The 16858-nt window shown below is 66.3% G+C and carries 16 protein-coding genes and 1 pseudogene; 2 read left to right on the top strand and 15 right to left on the bottom strand.

Annotation, left to right across the window (positions count from 1 at the left end):
• The first annotated feature begins 466 nt into the window (after positions 1-466).
• Complete coding sequence (locus DDE23_RS09915) at positions 467-946, top strand: ATP-binding cassette domain-containing protein (protein ID WP_238149953.1); 480 nt, start codon at positions 467-469, stop codon at positions 944-946.
• 13 nt (positions 947-959) lie between these two features.
• Here the strand turns inward: DDE23_RS09915 and DDE23_RS09920 are convergent.
• The 9 genes and pseudogenes from DDE23_RS09920 to DDE23_RS09960 all read right to left on the bottom strand — a co-directional run.
• Positions 960-1118, bottom strand: a pseudogene (locus tag DDE23_RS09920) (IS6 family transposase); the annotation flags it as partial.
• A gap of 263 nt (positions 1119-1381) precedes the next feature.
• Positions 1382-2392 carry a zinc-dependent alcohol dehydrogenase gene (locus DDE23_RS09925; protein ID WP_107751118.1) on the bottom strand — a complete coding sequence of 337 codons (1011 nt, stop codon included), beginning with the start codon at positions 2390-2392 and terminating at the stop codon, positions 1382-1384.
• Entirely contained in the window at positions 2389-3393 is a 1005-nt protein-coding gene (locus tag DDE23_RS09930; protein WP_107751119.1) for a branched-chain amino acid ABC transporter permease, read from the bottom strand. The genes DDE23_RS09925 and DDE23_RS09930 overlap by 4 nt, the downstream gene beginning before the upstream one ends.
• Before the next feature lie 9 nt (positions 3394-3402).
• Positions 3403-4263: a branched-chain amino acid ABC transporter permease gene (locus tag DDE23_RS09935; protein WP_107751120.1), complete on the bottom strand. Its 861-nt coding sequence runs from the start codon at positions 4261-4263 to the stop codon at positions 3403-3405.
• Positions 4250-4975 carry an ABC transporter ATP-binding protein gene (locus DDE23_RS09940; protein ID WP_107751121.1) on the bottom strand — a complete coding sequence of 242 codons (726 nt, stop codon included), beginning with the start codon at positions 4973-4975 and terminating at the stop codon, positions 4250-4252. The genes DDE23_RS09935 and DDE23_RS09940 overlap by 14 nt, the downstream gene beginning before the upstream one ends.
• The gene (locus DDE23_RS09945; RefSeq protein ID WP_107751122.1) at positions 4972-5709 is read right to left on the bottom strand and encodes an ABC transporter ATP-binding protein; all 738 of its coding nucleotides are present in this window, start codon (positions 5707-5709) and stop codon (positions 4972-4974) included. The genes DDE23_RS09940 and DDE23_RS09945 overlap by 4 nt, the downstream gene beginning before the upstream one ends.
• Before the next feature lie 12 nt (positions 5710-5721).
• Positions 5722-7011, bottom strand: a complete 1290-nt coding sequence (locus DDE23_RS09950; protein WP_107751123.1) for an ABC transporter substrate-binding protein — start codon at positions 7009-7011, stop codon at positions 5722-5724.
• A 76-nt stretch (positions 7012-7087) separates the two neighbouring features.
• Positions 7088-7906 carry an SDR family NAD(P)-dependent oxidoreductase gene (locus DDE23_RS09955; protein WP_107751124.1) on the bottom strand — a complete coding sequence of 273 codons (819 nt, stop codon included), beginning with the start codon at positions 7904-7906 and terminating at the stop codon, positions 7088-7090.
• A 35-nt stretch (positions 7907-7941) separates the two neighbouring features.
• Complete coding sequence (locus DDE23_RS09960; RefSeq protein WP_107751125.1) at positions 7942-8457, bottom strand: 2,4'-dihydroxyacetophenone dioxygenase family protein; 516 nt, start codon at positions 8455-8457, stop codon at positions 7942-7944.
• A gap of 250 nt (positions 8458-8707) precedes the next feature.
• Between DDE23_RS09960 and DDE23_RS09965 the strand changes: the two genes are divergently transcribed.
• The gene (locus tag DDE23_RS09965) at positions 8708-10312 is read left to right on the top strand and encodes a XylR N-terminal domain-containing protein (protein WP_107751126.1); all 1605 of its coding nucleotides are present in this window, start codon (positions 8708-8710) and stop codon (positions 10310-10312) included.
• A gap of 53 nt (positions 10313-10365) precedes the next feature.
• Here the strand turns inward: DDE23_RS09965 and DDE23_RS09970 are convergent, their stop codons facing one another.
• The 6 genes from DDE23_RS09970 to DDE23_RS10000 all read right to left on the bottom strand — a co-directional run bounded on the left by DDE23_RS09970 (position 10366) and on the right by DDE23_RS10000 (position 16857).
• Complete coding sequence (locus DDE23_RS09970; protein WP_107751127.1) at positions 10366-10992, bottom strand: ANTAR domain-containing response regulator; 627 nt, start codon at positions 10990-10992, stop codon at positions 10366-10368.
• Positions 10989-12131, bottom strand: a complete 1143-nt coding sequence (locus DDE23_RS09975) for a transporter substrate-binding domain-containing protein (RefSeq protein ID WP_107751128.1) — start codon at positions 12129-12131, stop codon at positions 10989-10991. The genes DDE23_RS09970 and DDE23_RS09975 overlap by 4 nt, the downstream gene beginning before the upstream one ends.
• A 48-nt stretch (positions 12132-12179) precedes the next feature.
• The gene (locus DDE23_RS09980) at positions 12180-13172 is read right to left on the bottom strand and encodes a formamidase (RefSeq protein WP_107751129.1); all 993 of its coding nucleotides are present in this window, start codon (positions 13170-13172) and stop codon (positions 12180-12182) included.
• 104 nt (positions 13173-13276) lie between these two features.
• Positions 13277-14617, bottom strand: a complete 1341-nt coding sequence (locus DDE23_RS09985; RefSeq protein ID WP_107751130.1) for a purine-cytosine permease family protein — start codon at positions 14615-14617, stop codon at positions 13277-13279.
• A gap of 356 nt (positions 14618-14973) precedes the next feature.
• Complete coding sequence (locus DDE23_RS25535) at positions 14974-15174, bottom strand: type IV toxin-antitoxin system AbiEi family antitoxin domain-containing protein (RefSeq protein WP_337589832.1); 201 nt, start codon at positions 15172-15174, stop codon at positions 14974-14976.
• Positions 15175-16008: 834 nt separating this feature from the next.
• Complete coding sequence (locus DDE23_RS10000; RefSeq protein WP_107751242.1) at positions 16009-16857, bottom strand: ABC transporter permease; 849 nt, start codon at positions 16855-16857, stop codon at positions 16009-16011.
• Position 16858: the final 1 nt, after the last annotated feature.

The following is a 16858-nucleotide window of genomic DNA, read 5'->3' on the forward strand; positions in this document are numbered from 1 at the left end:
CGCTGACGCCACAGATTTGGGCATTTCCGGCTCGGGTCCGAATGCGGGGCAGGCTTTTACCGGCATGCTCGACGGGGACATCCGCCGGACCACCCTGGACGCGGAGATCGCCGCGGGCGAGGGGACGAGCGGGGTCTCCCGCGGCGGCGCCATGGCCGAGATGGCGCGGCTGGCGCGGTCGGTGCCGCAGGCCCATCGAGCGGTGATCGACAGCGAGGCCTGCCCGAGGGCTCGGCGCTGGGGCGCTCGCCCGGCGCGGTGGTGCTGGCGGCGGTGGCGATCGTGCTTCTGGACTGGCGGCTGGCCGCCTTCGTCCCCGTGATCGGGCCGGTGACCGTGCAGATCAGCGCCCGGGCCGCAAGGCTGCGCGAGGCGCTGAGCTATGGGCCGCAGGGGCACGCCGCCGACATGCAAGCCGCGGCGCACGAGACGCTCTCCGCCCCCGGGCATCATCCTTGCCCGCACCATGGGTCGCGGTCCTTGGCTCGCGCAGCGCTTCGCCCGCATCCCGCGCGGTCTGGCCGGGCTGGAGGTCTGCTCGCACACGCCAAGCGACTGGCAATGGTCGATGATCGGCTTCGCGCAGGCCATCCTGACCCTGCTGACGATGATCGCCTTGCAGGAGCAGCTTCTGTGCAAAGGCGGCTTCCGCTTCTCGGGCGGCGAGAAGCAGCGGCTGGCGCGGGCCCGCACGCTGCTGCGCGATCCGCCGATCCTGCTGCTGGACGAGGCGGCCGGCGCCCTCGATCCCCGGACCGAACGCACCATGCCGCAGGCGCTGGACGCACTGTCGAACGGCCGCCCGACGATCACCATCGCGCACCGCCCCTCGACCATCCGCGACGCCAGCCTGATCGTGGTCATGCCGAACGACCGGGTGGCCGAAACCCACAAGACCCCGGCCGCGGCGGGCGGTGTCGATGCCGCGCTCCGCGACGATACCTAGGTCATGTTGACAAACGGCGGATCCAGAGGCGGATTGGTTCACGGCTGACGACCACGCCGCGCTCCGCCAGAAGATCCTCCACATCCCCGGGGCTCGAGGCAAAGCGGTGTCGGGCCCAAACCGCACAGGCAATGATTTCACGCGGAAACCGAAAGCCCTTCAGGCCAGGCATGGACGAGGGGATCTACAGGCCGGACCTCTACCGGCCACGGCGAACACAAACAACCTGGCAATGCCAATCGGCCGTTTGCGACACCGATCGGACGGGAAAAGACCATCGAACGCCGGCCGATATCGCCTTGTCGCACCGGCGGCGAGGCGATGTCCCGCAGCCTCGGGGCAGGGTCGGAAACCCGCGGGACCGGAGGGTCTCGGCAGCGCCTCACGCAGCGACAGTGCTCAGACCATGGATCTGTCCGCCGATCCCCGGGCCTGTCAGCCGAAGGGGTCGATCAGCACCTTGCACTGGGTCGTCCGCTGCCGCAGCGCCTCGAAGGCTGCCGGCGCCGTGTCGAGGCCGACCACATCAGACACCAGATGCTGCGGCGCGAAGCGGCCCGTGTCCAGCGCGTCGATCGAGGTGCGGAATTCGTGCATGTCGAAGAACACCGACATGAGGATTGTCACCTCTTTCGAGATCGCGCGGAAGCTGTCCAGCCGGTCGGTCCCGGTGCAGAGCCCCAGCACGCAGACAATCCCGCGCGGGCGCACGAGGTCGATGCACTGGTCGATCAGCCCGACCTTGCCCACGCATTCGAACACGATGTCGGGCGCTTCGCCGCAGGCCTCGGCCACGCGCTGCGCCATATCCGGCCCCGATTGCACGAAGGCTGTCGCGCCCAGACTGCCGGCGCGGTCCTCCTGATGGCGGTGCAGGTCGGCGGCGACGACCGACTGCGCCCCGAGCCTGCGCGCCCAATAGACCACGGCGAGGCCGATGGCCCCTGCCCCCACCACCAGCACCCGGTCGCCGGGCTTCATGCCGGACCGCATCACCCCGTGCAGCGCCACCGCCAGCGGTTCCGCCAGCGCGCCATCGGCCAGCGACACGTCGACCGGCATCTTGCGCAACTGGTGATGCGCGAGCGCGGTGAACTCGCCATAACCGCCGCCGATCAGGGTCATGCCGTTCTCGCACCACGCCGGTTGCCCCGCGCGGCAGGCGGCGCAATGGCCGCAGCCCCGGATCGGCGCGGCCGCGACCAGATCGCCGGGCCTCAGCGTCGTGACAGCGCGCCCGACCTCCAGCACCTCGCCCGCGAATTCGTGGCCGATGACCTCGCCGCCCTGCAGGCCGAAGGTCTGATCCTCGGTCATGTGCAGGTCGCTGCCGCAGATTCCGCAGCGGCAGATCTTCAGCACCACCTCATCGGCGCCGCAGGTGGGATCGGCCACCTCGGCCTTGCGCAGCGGCTGCCCGAAGGCGTCGAACACCAGCGCCTTCATGCCTTGTCTCCGTCCAGCCGGATCAGTCGGCGCCTTGTGGGGAACCACGGCGCCTCGACCCATTTCGACCACAGGCCCCAGATCCCGCCCCGGAAGTACAGCGCGCAGACGAGGGTCAAGAGGCCCAGCACGATCAGGTAGCTGGCGCCGTATTCGCCGAACCAGCGGTCCGCGAAGAAATAGATCACCGCACCGATGATGACGCCTTCAAGGCTGCCGATGCCGCCGACCATGACGATGAAGATCGCAAGGTTCGCCCAGTTCGCGTCGAAGGCGGACGGCGGGGTGATCCTGAGTTGCGCCATGAAATAGACCGCGCCCGCGAAACCCGTGCCGACCGCCGTGGCGATGAAGATCAACAGCCGCAGCCGCCCCACATCGACGCCCTGACTGGCCGCCGCGACAGGGTTGTCGCGCATCGCCGTCAGCGCGATGCCATAACGCGAGCGCAGCAGCAGGTAGCTGCCGCCCAGCGTGACCAGCAACAGCGCCGCCGCCAGCAGGGACGAGGCCACGGCGCGCTCATGCGCCGAGAATTGCGTCATCACCCGCAGGCTCATGCCCGCGCCGCCGTTCAGCATCGGCATGTTGGTAGCAACAAGGCGCAGCGCCTCGGCCACGACCCAGGTGCCGATGGCGAAATAGGCCCCTTCCAGCCGGTGCAGCAGGCCGTAGATCGGCACCGCCAGGATCGCCGGCGCCAACAGGCTGAGGAACACGGCGAGGAACGGGTTCACGCCGAAGGTTTGGGCGAGGACGAACATCGCATAGGCGGCAACGCCGACAAAGGCCTGCTGCCCGACCGAAACGACCCCGCCGTAACCCGCCAGCATGTTCCACATCTGCGCCACGGCGATATAGCAGGCGAGCGTCACCACGTCGCGGATCAGACCTTGCGAGGCCCACCACGGCATGGCGCAGATCCCCACAAGCGCGGCGGTGAACAGGACCAGCGCAACCCGGCCCGAGAGGGTCATGCGCGCGACACGATACTTGGACATGGGGCCCCCTCAGGCTCTGCGCTGGAAGATGCCTTGCGGGCGGATCGCCAGCACGGCCAGAAAGACGAGGTGCCCGGCAAGGATGCCGAAGCCCGGAGAGATGCGGAAACCGATGGCCTGACTGATGCCGAGGATCATCGCCCCAGCGAAAGCGCCCCAGATCGAACCCAGACCGCCGATGATCACCGCCTCGAAGGCAAAGATCAGCTGGAACGGGCCATCCGCCGGGGCCACGGTCGAGCGCATGGCCTGAAAGGTCGCGGCAAAGCCCAGGATGCCGACGGCGATCGCGGTCGCGGCGGCATAGACGTTGCGCGGGTTTACCCCCACCATCGCCGCCGCCTCGACATCCGCCGAGGCCGCGCGCAGCGACCGGCCGAAGCGGGTGCGGCGCATGGTCAGATCAAGGCCCCCGGTCAGCAGCGTGGCGCAGATCAGCACGATCAGCGGCAGCACGCCCACAAAGATCGGCCCCAGCGAGATCGAGGCCTGCTGGATCCCGCCGCCCGACAGCGACCGTGTGTCGGCCGACCAGATCACCAGCATCGCGTTCTGCAGCGCGATGGACAGCCCGAAGGTGGCGATCAGCGAGGGCAGCGGGTCGTTGCCCACCACCCGGTTCAAGAGCGCACGCTGCAACAGCCAGCCAAGCGCCGCGCCGATGGGCACCAGCGTCGCCAGCACCGCCCACGGCCCCAGCCCGGCGACATTGGCCAGCGAGATGCCGATCAGCGCCAGCAACACGACCAGATCGCCGTGGGTGACGTTGACGATCTTCATCACGCCGAACATCAGCGCCATGCCGAGGGCGTATTGCGCATAAAGGCCGCCCAGAAGGACGCCTTGGACGATGCCGTCAATCCAGTGCATGGCTGGCTCCGAAATAGGCGGCCGAGATCGCGTCACGGCTGATCTCGCCGGAGGTGCCGTGCAGGGTCACGCGCCCTTCCAGCAGACAATAAAGACGATGCGAGGCACGCTGCGCGAGGCCGACATCCTGTTCGACCAGCACCAGCGCCGTGCCGTTCGCGGTGATTTCCGGCAGGGCGGCATAGATCTCGCGCACCACCTTGGGCGCAAGGCCGAGGCTGATCTCGTCGCACAGCAGGATGCGCGGCTGGGCCAGAAGCCCTCGGCCGATGGAGACCATCTGCTGCTGGCCGCCCGACAGGTTCTCGACCGGCGTGCGGGCCTTTTCCCGCAGGATCGGGAACAGGGCAAAGACCCGCTCCAGTGTCCAGGGCTCGGCCACGGGCTTTGCGGCGTGTTCGCTGGCGACGCGCAGGTTCTCCTCGACACTCATCCCGGTGAAGAGGCGACGGCCCTCGGGCACGATGGCCAGCCCCTCGCGCACCATGCGATGCGGGGCGCGGCCGCCGACCGGCTGGCCGTCGAGGCGGATCATCTCGGGCGCGACGGGCAGAAGTCCCATGATCGCGCGCAACAGGGTGGATTTTCCGGCGCCGTTCGCGCCGATCAGCGCAACGGTCTCGCCGGAGTTCACGGTCAGGTCGATGCCGTGCAGGGCGCGCATGTCGCCGTAGCCGGCGATCAGGCCGTGGGTGGACAGAAGGGGCGTCATGCCTCGACTCCCATATAGACGCGCTTCACGTCCGGGTCTTCGATCACGGCGGCGGGCAGGCCCTCGGCGATCTTCTCACCGAAGTTCAGCACCATCAGCCGGTCGGCCACCGCGAAAAGGGCGTGCAGGACGTGCTCGATCCAGACAATCGTGGTTCCGCCGTCACGGATGCGGCGGATCAGGGCGACGAGCGCCTTGCCCTCGTCATCCGTCAGGCCGCCGGCGATCTCGTCCAGCAGCAGCAGGTCCGGCTTCGAGGCCAGCGCCCGCGCCAGTTCCAGCCGCTTGCGATCCAGAAGCGTGAGCGAGCCTGCCTCGGTATTGGCGCGCGGCGACAGCTCGCAATCCTCGAGGATCCGCGCGCAATGGTCATAGGCCTGCGCCTCGGTCATGCCGCCGCCGAAGGTCGCGGCGACGAGCAGGTTCTCGAAGGTGGTCATGCCGGCATAGGGGCGCGGGATCTGGTAAGTGCGCCCGATCCCGGCCCGCGCGCGGCGGAACGGGGGGCCGGCCAGAGGCCGGCCCCGGAAACGGATCTCTCCCGCATGGTCGCGGATGTCGCCGCTGACAAGGTTGAACAGCGTGGTCTTGCCTGCCCCGTTGGGGCCCAGGATGCCCAGAACCTCGCCCTGCCGGACCTCGAAATCGAGATCATGCAGAACCCGGACCGCCCCGAAGGACTTGCCCAGCCCGCGCGCCACCAGCAGCGGCGCGCTGTCTCCGTTTCGTTCCATCGTCCTATGACCTCAGACCGACCAGGGCAGCGGCACCATCGCCTGTTCCGGTTCGAACAGGGGATTGACGGTGTTGTCCACGATCTTCAGCTCGAAGGGCCAGCGCTCGCCGCGCACCCACTGACCGCCGAAGATCGGCGTGGTGGAGACGTTCGGATGCGGCCCGGACCCGAAATCGACCGGCCCGATCAGCGTCTGCATCGAGGTCGCGCGCAGCGCGTCGCGGTTGGCCTCGCGGTCCATGGGGTTGGTCGAGCGTTTCAGCGCGTCGATGGCGACTTCCCAGATCGCGTGACTGTAGCCCAGGGGCTGCGTCCATTGACGCCCGGTCTCGGCCTCCCAGGCATCGGCGACTGCGCGGCTGGTCTGGCCGGTGATCGACGACTGGAACGGGAAGGCGGGCGTCCACCAGACCTCGGACGACATGCCGACGCCCAGATCCCCCAGCGCCTCGATCCCCGAGGGGAAGAGCAGCGCGGCGGCGACGGTGATCGCCTTGGGATGGAAGCCCTGCTGCGCGCATTGGTTCACGAAGGTGGTCAGGTCGTCCACATAGGTGATACCGCCGACGATATCCGCCTCGAAATTCTTGAAGGACGAGATGATCGACGAGAAATCGTTGGTGCGCGGCTGGAAGAAGCCCGGCATGTTGGTCTGGAACCCGGCTGCCTGCGTGGGCGAGGGCAGGCCGTAATCGGTGTTGCCCCAGGTCTCGCCATCGGCGTTCTGCGGGAACAGCAGGCCGACATTGCGGTTCGTCTCGAGGCTGTTCCAGAGGCCCACGAAGGTGTTGAGCGCCTCGTCCAGACCCCAGAAGAAGTGGTAGGTCCACTCGAAGGGCTGCTCGCCGCCGCCGCGCGGAAAGACGATGGCCTGCCACGGCGCCGCGGTCGACAGGCAGGGCACGCCATAGAGTTCCGCCTGATCCGCCGCCGGGTTGATGATGTCGGTGGTCGACGCGGGCAGCAGCATGTGCACCTCGTCGTTCAGGATCAGGTTCGCTGCGACCTCGGCGGCACGGTTCGGGTCGGACTGGCCGTCACGCACCAGGATCTCCAGATCGTAGGTGCCCGCCGCCGTCTCGATACGCCCGCCGAGCGCCTCGCGGATGCGGTCCACGGTGAAGCCGTCGGTCTCGCCGAACAGCGCCAGCGGTCCGGTGGCCGGGGTGATGAAGCCCACTTTGATGGTGCCCGCGCTCTGGGCGCGAACGATGGACGGGGCCGACAGGGCCGCGACGCTGGCCCCCATCCCCTGCAACACGGTCCGCCGCGACGGCGTCCAGTTCATCGACTTGCTCATTCCATTTCCTCCCTGGGAAAAAGCTGATCTGTGGTAGGCGCGGCGCCTCCTCGGTCCCCGCGCGGTGCAGTCGGGATCACCCCCTGAGCGAGGATCCCCCGTCGATGGTCATCTGCGCCCCGGTCACATAGGCCGAGGCCGGCGAGGCGAGGTACAGCGCCAGGCCCTTGATCTCGTCTGGATCCGCGATCCGCCCGAGCAGCGATTGCGCCTCGAAGGCCGCGCGGTCGGCGGGGTTCTTCAGCCGTCCGCCGCCGATGTTGGTCGCAAAGGGCCCCGGCGAAATGCAGTTCACCAGAATCCCGAAGGCGCCCAGTTCCATCGCCGCATTCCGCACCAGGTGATCGACCCCGGCCTTGGCGGGCATGTAGGGGGTGCCGACGAAGCTCTCGTTCACCCGCGCCGCGACGGACGAGGTGACGATGATCCGCCCGCCGCCCGTGGCCTTCATGTGCCGCGCCGCGTGGCGGATGGTCAGGAACACCGCCGTCAGGTTCACCGCGATCACGCGGTCCCAGTGATCCTCGGGCATGGCGTCGATCTGGCCACGGGGGTCGCGCGCGCCCTCGGGCGTCAGGAAGCCCGGACCGGCGTCAACGCCCGCATTGGCAAAGACAACGTCGATGCGGCCGTGTGCGTCCGCCACCGCATCGAAAGCCTCGGCCAGCGCCTTGCGGTCGCTGACATCCAGCCTGCGTGCCCAGACGGTGCCGGGCCAGCCCTGCGCGGCGATCTCGGCCACGGTGCGGTCCAGCCCCGGCTGGTCGAGGTCCAGCACGCAGACCCGCGCGCCCCTCTCGACCATGATTTCGGCATAGGCCCGTCCGATCCCCGAGGCCCCGCCGGTCACGATCACCGACTTGCCCGCCACGTCGAACATCGTCTCCAGGGACATGCGCGTTCTCCTCCCCGCATCCATCCGAGCCGGGCTCAGATGAACATGTCCTTGTTGATGGCGATGCCGTTGGCCTCGCAGTAGCTGACGTAATGGTCGATGAACCAGAAGACATCGGCGGTGAAATCGTACTTGCCGTTGTCGTCGAAGAACTCGATTGCCCCGTTGAGCCAGAACAGCGCCTTCATGCCGTTCGGATCGTCGGAATAGAGCGTGTGCGCGGTGCCCGGCAGCTCGTAGACGAAATCGCCGGGACGGGCGACCCAGTCGTATTCGTAATAGCCCCACGACCCCTCGAGCGTGACCGCCGAGACGACGCCGCGATGCTTGTGCGTGCCGATCCGCCCGCCGCCCTTCACCCACAGGATGTTTGCGGCCGTGTTGGTGCGCACGTCGAAAGCCAGGTGCTTGATCGCCGCCTGATCGCCGAAGGGCACCCAGGGGTTATTCGCGTCGTCGCCGGGAATGAAAGCGCCTTCCTTGCCGAAGCGACGAATCATCGCCTCATGCGGTTCGGGCGGCAGGGCGGTGATGAATTCGGGTTTGGGCATCTGGTCCTCCTCTGACCTTGCCGATGGGATGCCTTTATCCGACAGGTCGCCCCCGGAATCGGTCAAACGGAAAAAGCGTGGCCTCGCATCCGATTTCAGCATCGCTGCGCGCAAAGGCTTGCCAGAAAGGCAGAAATTGATCCGGAAAGGGGGGCGAGGCCGCGCCGGGGGCCCGTCCACGCCCCGGCTTTCTGCACTGCCGCGTTATCATTTGGTGACATAGGAATAACGATATGATGAAGTGCGCCCCATGAAGACCGATAGCGCCCAGAACGATCTGTTGACCCGCGGCGGGCGTCCGACACTGCGCGACCTGCTCGACCTGCTGGAATTCAACCCGGCCAAGGGCACGATTCTGCTCAATGGCGAGCGGATGCTGCTGACCCGGGCAAGCCTCGGCGCGGACATCCGCGACCAGCTGATCCGCCGCTATTCCGAGCACGAGGCGATGGTGCTGATGCTGCGGCTGGGCTTCCGCGCCGGGCGCGAGGACGCCGAGTTCATCCGCAAGTCCTGGCCCACGCTCGACCCCGGCGATGCCTTCACCGCCGGCACGCGGCTGCACATGGTCACGGGAACGGTGAAGGTCGAAACCCTGTCCAACGATTTCGACTTCGACAACGACCGCTTTTCCGGCGATTTCCTCTGGCACGATTCGGTCGAGGCCTCGGCCTATCACCGCTCGCACGGGCGGGCGACGAAGCCTGTGTGCTGGATGCAGACGGGCTATGCCGCGGGCTATGCCAGCGTCTTTTTCCGCAAGCTGGTGATCTACAAGGAGACCAGCTGCTCGGCCATGGGCCACAAATCCTGCCGCGTGGTCGGCAAGACCGTGGACGGCTGGGGCCGCGACGATCCTTTCGTGCGCATGTTCCTGGACGAGGTGCTGGGCAACACCAGCGAGCCCTCGCTTGCCCCGACGCGCGTGCTGCGCCCCACTGTGCCCGAGGATCTGGACGCGCTGATCGTCGCCCCGGTGCGCGACCGGCTGGAGATCCTCGCGCGGTCCGGCGCGCCGGCCCTCATCACCGGGCCATCGGGCGCCGGGCTGCGGTCCGCGGCGCGCTGGCTCCACCGGCAGCGCGCGGCCGAGACCGGCTTCATCATCACCCATGCCCAGGCGGCCGAGCTGGGCGACCGGCTGGCCAGCCTGCGGCAGACCCACGGGCTGCGGCGCAGCACCACGCCGCTGCTGGCGATCTCCGCCATCGAGACGTTGCCTGCCGACCGTCAATGGATGCTGCTGGATCTGCTGACGGCCGAGAAGGGCCGCCCGCCGCAGGTGGTCGCCCTGGCCGGGTGCAGCCCCGAGGCGTTGTTTTCCTTGCCGGATTTCCTGCCGGAATTGGCCCATGCGCTGAATGTGCTGCCGATCCCGATGCCCGCGCTGGCGCAGCGACGCGCCGACATTCCGGCCATCGCCCGCGGGTTGCTGCCGGCCATGGCCTCGGCCGAGGGCGCCGTAAGCCAGGTGTTGAGCGACGATGCGCTGGCCCGGCTGGCGCAGATCGACTTGCCTGGCAACATCCCGCAGTTGCGGACTCTGATCCGGCGTGCCGCGCTGCTGGCGGCGACGCCCGGGATCATCCGGGCCGAGGACCTGGCAGCCGCGGAAGCCGTCGCCGCGCCCATCGGCACAGCCGTTGCCGGAACCGATCCCTGGAGCCGTGTTGCCGATGAGTTCCGCGCCGGCACGATCACCCTCGACAGCCTCAACGCGACGCTGCTTCGCGGTGCCCTGAGTGACGCAGGCGGCAATATCGCCGCGGCCGCGCGCCTTCTTGGCCTCACGCGGCCGCAGATGGCCTACCGCCTCGCCCAGATCGGCGGCGGGGCGACGGAGACGCGCGACTGAAGCGCCGAAGCCAGCCGCGCAAGATCGGGCGCTTCACTCAGCCGGCCGGGGCGTTAGCGCTTGAAGGACAGGATGCTGTTGGCATTGATGATGGCATTGGCGATTTCTTCGGTGCTGACCCGTTTCGACATCGCCTGTTCACGGATGACCTGATAGGCCTCCTTGTCCGAAATTCCGCGTGTTTCCATCAGGATGGACTTCGCTTCGGAAACTTTGCGGATCCCGAACAGCTTGCCTTCGAGACGGGCGATCTGTCTGTCCTTGGTTCTGGCCTGCTCGCTGACATGCCGGGCGACCACCAAGGCAGAAAGCAGGCCAAACGACCTCACCGGAGAGGCGATGACGCTTTTGGCCCCCAGCCTCAGGAGGGCATCGACGATGACCGGGTTCTCGTAATTCACGACCGCGATGATCGTCGGGGCGTTCTCGGCCTTTGACCAGGGGAATTCGAGCTTGATGACATCCGGCCGCACCGCGAGGAAAACGACATTGGTATCGGCGGGCGGCTCGGGCAAGGGCGGCCAGAAGGCCTGAACCTGGCAGCCGATGCGCTGCAGCTGCTGGGTGAGCTGCTCTCCGTCAGAATCCTGTGGGTGAAAGACCGCGACGCGCAAGGCGCGGAGCTCTCTCAGAAGCTTCGGCGTCTCCAGCGCCCGCTTGTCCCGACCGTCGCTTTTCATTTGTCCAGCTTCGCCGTCCAGTCGCCGAGAGAATGGGTCACAAGATACGGATCCGGAGAGACCGGGCGCCGTGCCTCTCGGACGATGGTGAATTGCCCGTTGGCATTCGCCTGGCCGATCCGGGGATAGAGACAGGTGTGATGGTTGGACGGGTCGATGCGGACCCGCCCCTGCGGCGCTTCGAATTCGGACCCGAGCAGTGCCGGCATCAGGGCGTCGATGACATCGGTGCCGGTCTGGCGAAACGCATTCGCGAAGAGATGCACCTGGACATAGGCCGCTTCCCAGGTCTGGTTGGGCTGGATCCCGCCTCCGAAACGGGAGCGGAAACTCTCCAGGCAGCGCCGGTTGTTCTGCGTGCCGATCGACTGGAAATAGGGGGCCGAGGTGAAGTGCCCGGCGGCGGCCTCGCCTCCCATCTGCGCGATCTCGGCCTCCGAGGTCGACAGGCTGCCGATCGGCATTTCCTTCGGGTTCAACCCGGCCTGCGCGTAGGCGTGGTAAAGGTATTGGGTCGGATTGCCGACGACGGTCGAGAAGATGAAATCCGGTCGCTCGGCCTTGATATCGGCAATGATGTCGACGAAGTCCTTTTCGGTCGCATCCAGGGGCACATAGCGTTCGCCGACTTTCGCGCCATCCGTCCGCTGCTGGATCAGGTCGGTCATGATCCGGTTGGATTCATAGGGGAATATGTAATCCGACCCCACGATATAGACCCGCGCACCGAAGTTCGAGGTCATGAACTCGGCCAGCTGGACGCTGTTCTGATTCGGCGCCGGGCCGGTATAGATCACGTTGTTGGAATGCTCGAACCCCTCGTAGAGCGTGGGATAGAACAGCAGCCGGTTCCACTTTTCGATGACCGGGATCACGGCCTTTCGGGTGTGCGACATGAAGCATCCGAAGATGACATTCACATTGTCCCTGATGATAAGCCGCTCGGCCAGAACCCGGTAATGCCCGGCCGAAGCATGGGGATCGTACTGGATCGGCACGATCTCGCGGCCGTCCAGACCCCCGGCTTCGTTGATCTCCTGGATGGCAAAGAGGGTGCCCTTCAGATGCGCGGTCTCGCTGGGCGAGACCGCGTCATTGTCCGAGAACAGCACCCCTACCCTGATCGGTTCGGTCGACATCTGAACGTATCCGCTATGAGCCCCGATATTCCGCGCGCGCGCCCCTCGTCACCCCTGGTAACGGCGGGTCGGTCGTGGAAATCCGCAGGACGTGCCATCCGTCACCTTAACAGCGCCGTCCCAGGGAAGGCGATACTGTCCGGCGGCTAGGTCGGTCATATAGGTATACGGACAATCCTGTGCCCCGCCTTCCACGGCGACATAGCCGCGATGACCGAACTGGTAGATGTTGTTTTCGACCCCCCAGAGCTGGCGCGCCTCGTCGGCAAGGCGCGGCCGGACTTCGGCCGTGATGATCTCGTCAGGCGCACCATTGCCGGTGACCAGCGGCACGCCGTCGAAGCCGACGATCGTGCCCTCGCCCATCGAGTTGAACACGCCATCTGTCCCGGCCATGCAGACATTGGCCGAATACATCAGGTTGCAAAAGGAATTGGCCTGATTGGTGATCGTCCAGGCATGCCGGATCGGCGCCGTGTAGCCGGCCGTGCGGATCATCACATTCGCCCCCTTGTAGGCACATTCCCGCGCCATCTCGGGGAACATGCCATCATGGCAGATGATCAGGGCCAGTTTGCTGCCATTCGGCCCGTCGCAGACCGGGATGCCCAGATTGCCCGGCTCCCAGGGTTCGACCGGCACCCAGGGGTGCATCTTGCGGTAATAGAGGCGGATCTCGCCGGTGTTGTCGATAATCAGACCGCTGTTGTAGGGGTTGCCTGCCGGGTTGAGCTCCATGATCGAGAAGCATCCCCAGATGTTCTCGCGCAGGCAGGCCGACTTGAAGGCGGCAACCTCCGGCCCGTCAAGGCGGCACATGATCTCGGGGTTGGTGTCCATCGACAGGCCGTGCAGGCAGTATTCGGGAAAGACCACCAGATCCATCGTCGCAAAGGCGCGCCGCGCCTTCGTCACCATGGCGCAGACTTTCTCGGTCTGCCGGGCCAGATCCGCTTTCGTCACCACAATCGGAAGCTGCAATTGCACCAGACCGATGACGACCCCATCCGGCGATTTGTTCAGTCCGCCCAGTCCGCTCATTCTCGACACATCCATGATTTGCTTTGGCAGGAAGGCAGGGCCAGCCGCTGGCCCTGCCCATGACCGCCCCCCGCGCGCGCGGCGTTACGGGGGCGGCAGGGTCGTCACGATGCCCTGTAGCGCAGCTCGGCGTTCGCCCGACGCTCCTCGCCGGTCAGCGCCCAATAGGCGAGCGCCCCGATCACGAAGGCCGAGACCGCGGTGGACAATCCGGGGAACATCCCCTCGACGAGGAAGGCGGCCAGCGACCCGATGATCCAGGCGGCAAAGGACTTGCCCCGCCAGGCGTAATCGGCCACCCGAGGCGTCCGGGTGAAATAGAGATCCACGATCATGATGGCGCCGATCGGGGGAACCAGGATGCCCAGCAGCGACAGCCACGGGACGAACATCGCCCAGACATTGGTCGCGGCAATCGCGATCCCGAAAACCGCCAGAATGACGGCCATCACCCGCATCCTGCTCTTGGCAATCCGCGACCAGCCCACCGCGGAATTGTAGAGGCAATGCGCGCAGACCGAACCGAGGTTGCACAGGACGAAGGCGAAGGCGATCACCGACAGCCAGGGCAGGTTGAGATTGACCAGATAGCCGAACATGTTGTCGCTGCCGAAGGGCTGCGGGTCCGGCAGGGCGAGCGCCGCGGTCATGATGCCGCCGACCAGCATTCCGTAGAGGTTGGCGAATGGGAAGGCGCTGAAGGTGGCGATCAGCGACCCTTTGGTATCCTTGGCCCAGCGGTTGAAATCGGCCGTCACCGTCCCGGCGTCGATGAAGAGCGCGATCACCATGGTCAGCCCGATGCCGAACGCCATGGACAGCTCCGGATTGGCGCCGGCGTAGGAATAGACCGCCGACCACCCGACCTGGCTGGCGGAATCGTAGGCCACCCAGGTGCCCAGAACCACGAACAGCGGCACCGATATGAGGCCGATCCAGTGCAGGCCGCGAATGCCGACGAAGGTGATGCCCAGATAGATCACCCCGGCGACGATCGTCATCAGCAGGTAACTCACGCCATAGGCGGTATGAATCAGGTTTCCGGTGATCCCGGTCTGGACGGCGAACCATCCCAGCAGCAGCGTCGACAGCAGGCCGGAGGCGATCACATAGCCTTTCCGCCCGAATACCAATGTTGCCAGCAGCGCGAAATTCATCCCCGTACGCGTTCCCAGCACGCCCAAGGCGCCGACATAGGCGAACATCATCGCGTTGCCGATCACCATTGCCCACAGGGCCTTTTCGAACCCCATGCCGGCCACCATCAGTGACCCGGTCATGGCGCTGGTCAGGATCATCGGAAAACCGATCCAGACGGTGGATACTGAGAATGTACTGTGTCGCGCCTGCAGCGGCACGGGTTCGTGCTCGTATTCGCTGCCCAGGACGTCGTCGACCTGTCCTTCAAGCTCGTCCAGCGCTTTGGAATTGTCTCTTGCGGTCATGTTCGCTCCCCAGTTTATCTGCGGGTCAAGTGACCAAAACGCAAAAGGCCCGACCCAGACGCGAACGTCTGGATCGGGCCTTGTTGCCCTGTGCCTGACCGGCAATGCTGGCGGTCGGTACAAATATCCCGCAGGCGCCTCTCATAAGGCGCTGGGGAAAGGGTAGCAGTTGCCAGATTCGTGTCAAGCGATGTCTCGGCGCGACGGATTCGGTCTGACCGGCAGCCACGGCGCCTCGCCCCGTGGCCTCCGCTGGAAGGGCATTCTGGCCCGTCCCGGCCGCGCCACCTTTGAGCGCGAAGACGTTCTTGTCCGCCACATGCGGCAGGGCGCACACAAGGGGTGCGACTTGGGCTTCATAGGTCACACGCGCCACTGTCGGTTTCCGGATTCACGAAATCTTCCGGCACCATGATCCGATAGCGCGGGTGGATCTTGCCGCCTCGGACCACGGCCCGGTCGCCGCTACCGAAATCAAATGCCTGCTGGTCGATCCGTTTGCACCAGGGATGGTCGTGGCGGGCGGCGACGACGAGGAACAGACGCTTGACCTTGATCTACCGGCAGGACTGCAGGAGGTCGCACAGCAGTCACGGGCGCAGGGTCGTCAGGCTTTCGAAATCCATGTGTGCGTGTGGAAGCCTTCATGGTCGGGCAGTTCGTCCATGGCTACCGGGATTGCACACGCCGGCGCCGACATCATGAGCCCCCGGTCCCATGGTTGGCCGGTCGTCTTGCCCTCGATCAAGCCCAGCTTCGGGTCGGCAAACAAGGATCGGGGGCGGGGTCTGATCGGGGCATCGATCGGCAGTTTCACCAGCAAATTAGGGATATTGTCCCGGTAGATCCAGATAGGTGCGCTTTCGCCGAGGCCGAGGATGCCTCCGACATACAGGGCCGCGAAATCCCGCGTCGACCAGATCGTCGACTGGTTGTGCTATCGGTGGGCGTCCTCGTTTTCCCGGACAATGGCATCCAAGAGAACCTCGCCGACAAGGCCATGACGCTGGGCATCCCGGTCATGAGGTTCGAGAAGGGGGCGTGAGGCGCGCAGACGCTTGCGATGGAGCGCGGTAGGCTTCGGCGTACACTGTTGCCCCGGTCGGGAGCGCCGGGGCGCAGGCCGAGCGCGTCCCACGATTTGAGGATCCGCTGCACTCCCCCGCCCTGATCGCTTTCCCCCGGCAGGTCAGACGATGGTGTGGGTCGGCTCATGAGTTCCGCCTACCACACTCGATTCGCGAAATTGGCGCGTCACAACGTGTGTCCAACCGAGCCTTCGGACCAGGTGTCGTCGCTTCCCCTGGTTCTGACTCTGCGCGCAACCGGGCACGGGTTGCGTTGCACGCCGGGGCGACCCTTCCTGCGACGGTTCCGGGGCAACCGCCGGTCTAGCGAAGGCCCCGCAGCCGCTCGTTGCGCCGACGCAGGAGTTCCAGCGTGGCCAGCAGCAGCACCGAAAGCAGGATCAGCAGCGTGGCGACGGCCAGAATGCTGGGGCTGATCTGTTCGCGGATCCCGGACCACATCTGCCGCGGCACGGTGCGCTGGCTCGCCCCCGAAAGGAACAGCACCGCCACCACCTCGTCGAACGAGGTGACGAAGGCAAACAGCGCCCCCGAGATCACCCCCGGCGCGATCAGCGGCACCACGACCTGAAAGAAGGTGGTGGCGGGTGGCGCGCCCAGGCTGGCCGAGGCGCGCATCAACGAGCGGTCGAAGCCGCTCAGCGTGGCGGTGACGGTGATGACCACGAAGGGCGTGCCGAGCGCGGCATGGGCCAGGATGATGCCGGGGAAGGTCTGGCTGAGCCCGACATTGGAAAAGAAGAAATACATCCCCGCCGCCGAGATGATCACCGGCACGATCATCGGCGAGAGCAGCAGCGCCATCACCGAAGCGCGGTAGGGCATGCGCGAATTTGACAGGCCCAGCGCGGCGACGGTGCCCAGCAAGGTGGCGATCAGCGTGGCGAAGACGCCGATGACGAAGCTGTTGCGGAACGCGTTCAGCCAGTCCTCGCTGCCCAGCACGTCGCGATACCAGCGCAGCGAATAGCCGGCGGGATCAAAGTGCAGCATCTCCGGGGTGAAGGTGAAATAGGGCTCGGCGTTGAAGGACAGCGGGATGACCACCAGGATCGGCGCGATCAGGAACAGGTAGATCAGCCCGCAGAGCAGCTTGTAGCCGAGGGTCCAGAGGCGGTCGCCGAGCGTGACATAGGGGGGAAGTTTGGCCATC

The sequence above is a fragment of the Pararhodobacter aggregans genome, from assembly GCF_003075525.1.
Taxonomy (GTDB): domain Bacteria; phylum Pseudomonadota; class Alphaproteobacteria; order Rhodobacterales; family Rhodobacteraceae; genus Pararhodobacter; species Pararhodobacter aggregans.

What these genes read in the sequence shown, in the direction of transcription:
- DDE23_RS09915 (WP_238149953.1), top strand. Translation starts at nt 467, where the DNA reads ATGGGTCGCGGTCCTTGGCTCGCGCAGCGCTTCGCCCGCATCCCGCGC.
- DDE23_RS09925 (WP_107751118.1), bottom strand. Translation starts at nt 2,392, where the DNA reads ATGAAGGCGCTGGTGTTCGACGCCTTCGGGCAGCCGCTGCGCAAGGCC.
- DDE23_RS09930 (WP_107751119.1), bottom strand. Translation starts at nt 3,393, where the DNA reads ATGTCCAAGTATCGTGTCGCGCGCATGACCCTCTCGGGCCGGGTTGCG.
- DDE23_RS09935 (WP_107751120.1), bottom strand. Translation starts at nt 4,263, where the DNA reads ATGCACTGGATTGACGGCATCGTCCAAGGCGTCCTTCTGGGCGGCCTT.
- DDE23_RS09940 (WP_107751121.1), bottom strand. Translation starts at nt 4,975, where the DNA reads ATGACGCCCCTTCTGTCCACCCACGGCCTGATCGCCGGCTACGGCGAC.
- DDE23_RS09945 (WP_107751122.1), bottom strand. Translation starts at nt 5,709, where the DNA reads ATGGAACGAAACGGAGACAGCGCGCCGCTGCTGGTGGCGCGCGGGCTG.
- DDE23_RS09950 (WP_107751123.1), bottom strand. Translation starts at nt 7,011, where the DNA reads ATGAGCAAGTCGATGAACTGGACGCCGTCGCGGCGGACCGTGTTGCAG.
- DDE23_RS09955 (WP_107751124.1), bottom strand. Translation starts at nt 7,906, where the DNA reads ATGTCCCTGGAGACGATGTTCGACGTGGCGGGCAAGTCGGTGATCGTG.
- DDE23_RS09960 (WP_107751125.1), bottom strand. Translation starts at nt 8,457, where the DNA reads ATGCCCAAACCCGAATTCATCACCGCCCTGCCGCCCGAACCGCATGAG.
- DDE23_RS09965 (WP_107751126.1), top strand. Translation starts at nt 8,708, where the DNA reads ATGAAGACCGATAGCGCCCAGAACGATCTGTTGACCCGCGGCGGGCGT.
- DDE23_RS09970 (WP_107751127.1), bottom strand. Translation starts at nt 10,992, where the DNA reads ATGAAAAGCGACGGTCGGGACAAGCGGGCGCTGGAGACGCCGAAGCTT.
- DDE23_RS09975 (WP_107751128.1), bottom strand. Translation starts at nt 12,131, where the DNA reads ATGTCGACCGAACCGATCAGGGTAGGGGTGCTGTTCTCGGACAATGAC.
- DDE23_RS09980 (WP_107751129.1), bottom strand. Translation starts at nt 13,172, where the DNA reads ATGAGCGGACTGGGCGGACTGAACAAATCGCCGGATGGGGTCGTCATC.
- DDE23_RS09985 (WP_107751130.1), bottom strand. Translation starts at nt 14,617, where the DNA reads ATGACCGCAAGAGACAATTCCAAAGCGCTGGACGAGCTTGAAGGACAG.
- DDE23_RS10000 (WP_107751242.1), bottom strand. Translation starts at nt 16,857, where the DNA reads ATGGCCAAACTTCCCCCCTATGTCACGCTCGGCGACCGCCTCTGGACC.